The 8,326-nt window shown below is 60.5% G+C and carries 6 protein-coding genes; 4 read left to right on the forward strand and 2 right to left on the reverse strand.

What is annotated here, in order from left to right; all coding sequences use genetic code 11:
• Positions 1 to 37: 37 nt before the first annotated feature.
• On the reverse strand, positions 38 to 1,126 hold the full coding sequence (locus BHU62_RS24275) for a tRNA/rRNA methyltransferase (protein WP_073534909.1): 1,089 nt from the start codon (positions 1,124 to 1,126) through the stop codon (positions 38 to 40).
• Positions 1,127 to 1,333: 207 nt separating this feature from the next.
• On the opposite strand from BHU62_RS24275, the gene trxC reads away from it, so the two are divergent.
• The 4 genes from trxC to pssA all read left to right on the forward strand — a co-directional run bounded on the left by trxC (position 1,334) and on the right by pssA (position 6,752).
• Positions 1,334 to 1,753, forward strand: a complete 420-nt coding sequence (gene trxC, locus BHU62_RS24280) for a thioredoxin TrxC (protein WP_004928868.1) — start codon at positions 1,334 to 1,336, stop codon at positions 1,751 to 1,753.
• 104 nt (positions 1,754 to 1,857) lie between these two features.
• Positions 1,858 to 2,547 carry a tRNA-uridine aminocarboxypropyltransferase gene (locus BHU62_RS24285; RefSeq protein ID WP_073534910.1) on the forward strand — a complete coding sequence of 230 codons (690 nt, stop codon included), beginning with the start codon at positions 1,858 to 1,860 and terminating at the stop codon, positions 2,545 to 2,547.
• A 48-nt stretch (positions 2,548 to 2,595) separates the two neighbouring features.
• Positions 2,596 to 5,244, forward strand: coding sequence for a bifunctional acetate--CoA ligase family protein/GNAT family N-acetyltransferase (locus BHU62_RS24290; RefSeq protein WP_073534911.1), 2,649 nt, complete (start codon positions 2,596 to 2,598; stop codon positions 5,242 to 5,244).
• A 152-nt stretch (positions 5,245 to 5,396) separates the two neighbouring features.
• Complete coding sequence (pssA, locus tag BHU62_RS24295) at positions 5,397 to 6,752, forward strand: CDP-diacylglycerol--serine O-phosphatidyltransferase (protein WP_073534912.1); 1,356 nt, start codon at positions 5,397 to 5,399, stop codon at positions 6,750 to 6,752.
• A gap of 36 nt (positions 6,753 to 6,788) precedes the next feature.
• Here the strand turns inward: pssA and BHU62_RS24300 are convergent, their stop codons facing one another.
• Positions 6,789 to 8,099, reverse strand: coding sequence for an MFS family transporter (locus tag BHU62_RS24300; protein WP_073534913.1), 1,311 nt, complete (start codon positions 8,097 to 8,099; stop codon positions 6,789 to 6,791).
• Positions 8,100 to 8,326 lie beyond the last annotated feature (227 nt).

The following is an 8,326-nucleotide window of genomic DNA, read 5'->3' on the forward strand; positions in this document are numbered from 1 at the left end:
CCCTGGGGCGCCCGTTTTTTATCCGACGTAGTGAAAATTACGCCTGATTCTGACGCCACCAGTCCGCCAGCAAAATGCCGGTCGCCACGGAAACGTTCAGGCTTTCCACCTTGCCGGTGCCGCCGATCGAGACGTTCATGTCGCCCTGCTGCCAGGCGCTGTCGCTCAGACCGTCACGCTCCTGGCCCAGCACCAGCACCATCTTGGCCGGCAGCTTGGCCTGCGCCAGCGCGGTGCCTTTGTGGCTGGAGGTGGTGACGATGGTGTAACCCGCCTGGCGGAAAGTATCCAACACAGACAGGAAATCGTCGGCGTTGATCGCCTTGATGTGTTCCGCGCCGCCTTCAGCGGTGCGCACCGCCGCACCGGATTCCAGCAGCGCCGGATCCTGCAGCAGCACGCCGTTGACGCCGAAGTGAGCGCAAGAACGGACGATGGCGCCCAGGTTATGCGGGTTACCCACTTCTTCCAGCGCCAGCACGCAGTCGGTCGCCGGTGCGGTTTTCAGGTAGGTCTGCGCATCCAGGCCCTGACGTTTTTTGATCAGGAAGCACACGCCGCCGTGGTGTTCGGTACCGGAAGCCTTGGCCAGCTCTTCTTCATCCACCACGTGATACGCTTTGCGGTTAGCCGCCATCCAGCGCAGCGCTTCGCGGAAGCGAGGGGTGACCGACTGCACGAACCAGGCGCGCACGATCGCTTCCGGACGGCTGGCGAACAGTGCCTGACAGGCGTTTTCACCGTAAACGCGGGTTTCTTCCGCACGCTGGCGGCGCAGCTGCTCCGGATCGATAAAGCTTTTGCCGCTGATACCGCCGTGATCGAACGCCGGCTCTTCATTCGGCGCGCGCGATACGGTTCTCCACGGTGACTCGTTGCCACCGCGATCTTCAGAGCGCGCCGGGCGGCGAGGACGATCGCTTTCACTGCGGCGGGAGTCGGCACCGCGGCGATCGTTGCCGCCGCGCGCCTTGTCTTGACCGGTGCGGCCCGAGCGCGCACCGTCAGCCGGACGGCCTTTGCCGGCCGGACGTTTATTCTTGTTGCGGTCGTCGCCGTTGTCGTCGTCGCTGCGGACGTACATCACTTTGACCTTACCGTTCTTGCCACTAAATGAATCGTTCATTGTCTTCTCCACCAACGCGCAGGGCGCGAAGATTACCTGATGTTGGTGCACGAAGCCACCAACTTGCACTAAAAGCTCCCAACTATCACATCCATTGAACAAACCTCATTGTTCATACGCCGGGTTTTGCCGATAATTGTCAGCATTAAAGAAACATCTCCGCAACCACGTTGCGGAGACACGGCTTTCTCTGTACCCGAGGTCAACATGAATACAGTTTGTGCAGCTTGCAATGCCACCAACCGCGTGCCGGAAGAGCGTCTGGCGGACAACGCGAAATGCGGCCGCTGCGGCCATGAGCTCTTCGACGGTGAAGTGATCAACGCCACCGCCGCCACGCTGGACCAGTTGCTGCAGGACGATCTGCCGGTGGTCGTCGATTTCTGGGCGCCGTGGTGCGGCCCGTGCCGCAGCTTTGCGCCGATCTTTGAAGACGTGGCCGAAGAGCGCGCCGGCAAAGTGCGCTTCGTGAAAGTGAACACCGAAGCCGAGCCGGAGCTGAGCGCCCGTTTCCGCATCCGCAGCATCCCGACCATCATGGTGTTCCGTCAGGGCAAGATGGTCGACATGCTCAACGGCGCGATGCCGAAAGCGCCGTTTGACAACTGGCTCAACGAGTTGGTTTGATTCGGCAAGTATAGGCCGTATCGCGCGAACGCGCCCCGATCGAGCCCGCCCCTCCCGGCGGGCTTTTTTCTGCGTTACAATAGCGGTTTTTCCCCAGGATCGTTATGACCGACAACGCCGTACTTCGCCTGCGCCAATTCCGTTTAGACCGCGCCACCCGCCCCTTTCTGGCGCGCGGTTGCCGGGTGGCGCGTTGTCAGGGTTGCCTGCTGCCGCATAAAAACTGCCTGTGCGACACCATTCGCCCGCAGCAGGCCGGCAGCCGTTTCTGCCTGATCATGTTCGGCGCCGAGCCGCTCAAGCCCAGCAATACCGGCCGCCTGATCGCCGATATCCTGCCGGACACCCAGGCGTTCCTCTGGTCGCGCACCGAGATCGATCCCGCCCTGCTGGCCGCCATCAACGATCCGACGCGGCAGCCTTATGTGGTGTTCCCCGCTTCCTATGCCGATGCCGAACGGCCGGTGTTCAGCGAGCTGCCCGCCGGCGGCAAACCGCCGCTGTTTATCATGCTGGACGGCACGTGGGCGGAAGCGCGCAAAATGTTCCGTAAAAGCCCGTACCTCAATCAATTCCCGGTGTTTTCCCTCAACGTTGACGCCGCCTCGGACTACCAGCTGCGCGAAGCCAGCCGCGCCGAGCAACACTGCACGGCGGAAGTGGCCGCCGCCCTGCTGCAACAGGCGGGCGATCTGCCGGCCGCCGAAGGATTGAATCAGCATTTTCGCTATTTCCGTCAACAATATCTGGCGGGAAAACCGACCCGGCCGGAGGCACCGGTCACAGCAATGTAGCCATAAAGCGCCTAGAATCAGGGGTAACATTGCCAAAAGGAGCCGTGCATGAGCCAGCGAGGGTTAGAAGCGCTACTACGTCCCAAATCGATCGCCGTGCTGGGCGCTTCACAGCAGCCCGGCCGCGCCGGCAACCTGATGATGAGCAACCTGCTGGCCGGCGGTTTCGGCGGGCCCATCTTGCCAGTCACGCCGCGCTATAAGGCCGTGTGCGGCGTCATGGCCTACCCTGACGTCGCCAGCCTGCCGCTGACGCCGGATCTGGCGATCATCTGCACCCACGCCAAACGCAACCTGGCGCTGATCGAAGCGCTCGGCCAGCGCGGCTGCAAAACCGCCATCGTGCTCTCTTCGCCGCCGGAACTGTTCGCCGAGCTAAAAGCCTGCGCCCAGCGTTACGCCATGCGGCTGCTGGGCCCCAACAGTCTGGGGTTGCTGGCACCGTGGCAAGGCATCAACGCCAGCTTTTCGCCGGTGCCGATCCAAAAAGGCAAGCTGGCGTTTATCTCGCAGTCCGCCGCCGTGGCCAACACCATTCTCGACTGGGCGCAGCAGCGCGAAGTCGGCTTCTCCTACTTCATCGCGCTGGGCGACAGCCTGGATATTGACGTCGACGACCTGCTCGACTTTTTGGCGCGCGACAGCAAGACCAGCGCCATCCTGTTGTATCTGGAAAATATCAGCGATGCGCGGCGCTTTCTCTCCGCCTCGCGCAGCGCTTCACGCAACAAACCCATCCTGGTGATCAAAAGCGGCCGCAGCCAACAGGCGCAGCTGCTGCTCAACAGCCAGCTGGGGCTGGACGCCGCCTATGACGCCGCCATCCAGCGCGCCGGCCTGCTGCGCGTACAGGATACCCATGAGCTGTTCTCGGCGGTGGAAACCCTCAGCCATATGCATCCGCTGCGCGGCGAGCGGCTGATGATCGTCAGTAACGGAGCGGCACCGGCGGCGATGGCGTTGGACGAACTGCTGGGGCGCAACGGCAAGTTGGCGACGCTGAGCGATGAGAGCCTGGCAAAGCTGAGTGACGCGCTGCCGGATTTCATTCGCGCCGGCAACCCGCTCGATCTACGCGATGACGCCACGCCGCAGCGCTATCTGGCGGCGGTCGAAGCGTTGCTCGACAGCCACGACTACGATGCGCTGCTATTGATCCACGCGCCGAGTGCGGCAGCGCCGGGCACCGCTACGGCGGAACGGCTGATCGACGCGCTGCATCGCCATGCGCGCGGCAAGCGCATCACACTGCTGACCAACTGGTGCGGCGAATACTCTTCGCAAGAGGCGCGCCGGTTGTTTACCGAGGCCGCCATTCCCACCTACCGCACGCCGGAAGGCGCGGTAACCGCCTTTATGCATATGGTGGAATACCGCCGCAACCAGAAGCAGTTGAAAGAGACGCCGGCGCTGCCGGTCGGCCTGACCGCCAATACCGCCGACGCCCACCGTCTGATCCATCAGGCGCTGGCCGAAGGCGCCACACAGCTGGACACCCACGAGGTGCAATCCATCCTGCAGGCCTATGATCTGAGCACCCTGCCAACCTGGATCGCCGAAGACAGCGCCGAAGCGGTGCACATCGCCGAGCAGATCGGCTACCCGGTGGCGCTGAAGCTGCGTTCGCCGGATATCCCGCACAAGTCGGAAGTTCAGGGCGTGATGCTCTACCTGCGCACCGCGACCGAAGTGCAGCGCGCGGCGGAGGCAATCCTCGACCGCGTGAAGCGCACCTATCCACAGGCGCGCATTCACGGCCTGCTGGTACAGAGCATGGCCAACCGTGCCGGTGCCCAGGAGCTGCGCATCGCGGTGGAGCAGGATGCGATTTTCGGCCCGCTGATCATGCTGGGCGAAGGCGGCGTGGAATGGCGCCAGGAAAATCAGGTAGCGGTCGCACTGCCGCCGTTAAACATGGCGCTGGCGCGTTATCTGGTGCTGCAGGCGGTAAAAGGCGGCAAGATCCGCGGGCGCAGCGCACTGCGGCCTTTGGATATCCCCGGGCTGAGCCGTTTGCTGGTGCAGGTTTCCAACCTGATCCTCGACTGCCCGGAGATCGCTCGGCTGGATATTCACCCGGTGCTGGCTTCCGGCAGCGAATTCACCCTGCTGGACGTTTCGATGCAGCTCGCGCCGTTCAGCGGCGATCCGCAGGCGCGGCTGGCGATTCGCCCTTATCCACATGAGCTGGAAGAGACCATTGCGCTGAAAGACGGCAGCCAATGCCTGTTCCGCCCAATCCTGCCGGAAGACGAGCCGGCGCTGAAGCACTTCATCGATCGGGTGACCAAGGAAGATCTCTATTATCGCTACTTCAGCGAGATCAACGAGTTTACCCATGACGATTTGGCCAACATGACGCAGATCGACTACGATCGAGAAATGGCCTTCGTGGCGGTACGCGCGGACGAAATCATCGGCGTGACCCGTGCCTTGTCTGACCCGGACAACACCGACGCCGAATTCGCCGTGCTGGTGCGTTCCGATCTGAAAGGCGTGGGGCTGGGACGCCAACTGCTGGAAAAAATGATCGCCTATGCGCGCGCTCATGGCCTGACCCGCCTGAGCGGCATCACCATGCCGAATAACCGCGGCATGATCGCGCTGGCGCAGCGGCTGGGCTTTAGCATCGAGGTGCAGCTTGAGGACGGCATCGTCAATCTGACGCTACCGCTACAGGCCACCGACGCGCAGTGACCTGCGTCGCAATGCGCTACGAATCCACCACTTAACGCCAAAACATACGCACAATCGGGGAAACTAATGGTATTATCGCCCGATTATTCGGTTTATTGTTTTTATGCCTGTGGCGTTCCGGCCATTAATCATGAGAGAAGAAGCGCACTGTGATGTTGTCAAAATTTAAACGTAGCAAACATCAACAACACCTTGCACAACTGCCCAAACTCCCCCAGACGGTTGCTGATGTTCGTACTTTGTACGCGCCGTCCGACTTCCGCACCACGCTGCTGGACGCCATCGCCAACGCCACCCAACGCATCTACCTGGTGGCCCTGTATCTGGAGCATGACGACGCCGGGCGTGAGATCCTCAACGCGCTGTATCAAGCCAAGCAGCGGCGGCCCGAGCTGGAAATCTGCGTGCTGGTCGACTGGCATCGCGCACAGCGCGGGCGCATTGGCGCCGCTGCCGCCAATACCAACGCCGACTGGTACTGCGCCATGGCCGCCCAGCATCCCGGGCTGTCGGTGCCGATCTACGGCGTGCCGGTCAATACCCGTGAAGCGTTGGGCGTGCTGCACCTGAAGGGCTTTGTCGTCGACGATACCGTGATCTACAGCGGGGCCAGCATCAACGATGTCTATCTGCATCAGCATGAAAAATACCGTTACGATCGCTACCAGTTGATCACCAACGAGGTGCTGGCCGATACCCTGATCGATTACATCAGGCAGCACCTGCTCACCGCCGGTGCCGTGCAGCGCCTCGATCGCAGCGATCGGCCGAAAAGCCCGGAGATCAAAAACGAGACCCGTCTGTTCCGTTTCGCCCTGCGCCGCGCCGGTTACCACTTCCGCGGCAAGGCCGGCAACGATGAACTGGCGGTGACGCCGCTGGTTGGGCTTGGCAAGCAAAGCGTGTTGAATAAAACCATTCATCACCTGATGTCGTGCGCCGATCAGAAACTGACGCTGTGCACCCCCTATTTCAACCTGCCGGCGCTGCTGGTGCGCAACATCATTTATCTGCTGCGCCAGGGCAAGCAGGTAGAGATCATCGTCGGCGACAAGACCGCTAACGACTTTTACATCCCGGAAGACCAGCCGTTCAAAATCATCGGCGCGCTGCCCTACCTGTATGAGATCAACCTGCGCCGCTTCCTGAGCCGGCTGCAGCGTTATATCGACACCGGCCAGCTGATCGTGCGCCTGTGGAAGGACGGTGACAACAGTTATCACCTGAAGGGTATGTGGGTGGACGAGGAGTGGCAGCTGATTACCGGCAATAACCTCAACCCGCGCGCCTGGCGGCTGGATCTGGAAAACGCCATCCTGATCCACGATCCCAAACAGGAGATGCGCGAACAGCGGCAAAAAGAGCTGGAATGCATCCGCACTCACACCACGGTAGTCAGCCATTACCAGGAGTTGGAAAGCATTCAGCAATACCCGATCAAGGTGCGCAAGCTGATTCGCCGTCTGCGCCGCATCCGCGTCGATCGGCTGATTAGCCGTATCCTGTAAGCGGTACTCTGACCCCGGCCTTAGCCGGGGTTTTTATTACAGCTGTATCTCCTTGCCTTTGCGATGCAGCCGGAGCGAGACCAGCAGCGCCAGCAAGCACATGCCGGAAACGTACCAGAAGAAGGCATTCTCCACGCCAAACGATTTCAGCGACAGCGCGACATATTCCGCCGAGCCGCCGAACAGGGCGTTCGCCACCGCATAAGACAAGCCTACCCCTAGCGCCCGCACCTCCGGCGGGAACATCTCGGCTTTAAGCAACCCGCTGATCGCGGTGTAAAAACTAACGATAAACAACGCCAGCACAATCAGGCCGAACGCCATAAAGGGGTTGCTCACCTCTTTCAGCGCCAACAGGATCGGCACCGTCAGCACGGTGGCCAATGCCGAGAAGATCAACATCGAGCTGCGGCGGCCGATTTTGTCCGAGAACGCACCTACCGCCGGCTGTAACAGCATAAAGACGAACAGCGCGACAGTCATGATGGCGCTGGCCAGCTTGGCGTCCATACCGGCGGTGTTCACCAGATATTTCTGCATATAGGTGGTGAAGGTGTAGAAGGTCAGCGAACCGGCGGCGGTAAAGCCCAGCACCATCAGAAACGCCCGGCGGTTTTTCCACAACCCCGTCAGCGAACCGGCATCTTGGTGGTTACGCGTCTTCGCATCGGAGGTTTCATTCAGCGAACGGCGCAGGTACAGCGCCACCACCGCCAACACCGCCCCCAAGGCAAACGGAATACGCCATCCCCAGGCCTTCAGCTCTTCGCCGGACAATATCTGCTGCAGGATCACCAACACCAGCAGCGCCAGCAGCTGCCCACCGATCAACGTCACGTACTGAAACGAGGCATAGAAACCGCGCCGCCCCTTGATCGCCACCTCGCTCATGTAGGTGGCGCTGGTGCCGTACTCACCGCCCACCGACAGCCCCTGGAACAACCGGGCGATCAACAGCAGCGCCGGTGCCCAGCTGCCTATCGACTCATACGTCGGCAGGCAGGCGATCACCAGCGATCCGGCGCACATCATACAGACCGAAAGCAGCATCGCGTTTTTTCGGCCGTGTTTGTCAGCGATGTAGCCGAACAGCCAACCGCCGATCGGCCGCATAAAGAAGCCGGCGGCGAATACCCCAGCGGTTTGCAGCAGCTGCGTGGTACTGTTGCCCGCCGGAAAAAATGAGGCAGCAAAGTAGATTGAGCAGAAGGAATAGACGTAAAAATCAAACCACTCCACCAGGTTGCCTGACGAAGCCCCAACGATAGCAAAAATGCGTTTCTTGTTATCCAGCGCCCCCTGTTCGGCGCCCTGTTCACCCTCAAGAGCCGAGGTTGTTTCTGTCATGATATTTTCTCCGAGCCATAACAATGATGAAGTTCGGCTTCCTGCCGCCTGGTGTTACTTTATTGTTATTTATAAGTTAACAACCAAACTTAATAGCGGACGATGAATATCTTGGATTCATTCAAAAAATGAATTGGTTTTGTGATGAATATAGAATCGTGAGATGAAAGATGAAACGGGTTACAACGCGGATTTTCCACTTTACGCATAGCAAAAAGCCCTGAACG

The sequence above is a fragment of the Serratia marcescens genome, assembly GCF_001902635.1.
Classification (GTDB): Bacteria; Pseudomonadota; Gammaproteobacteria; order Enterobacterales; family Enterobacteriaceae; genus Serratia; species Serratia marcescens_F.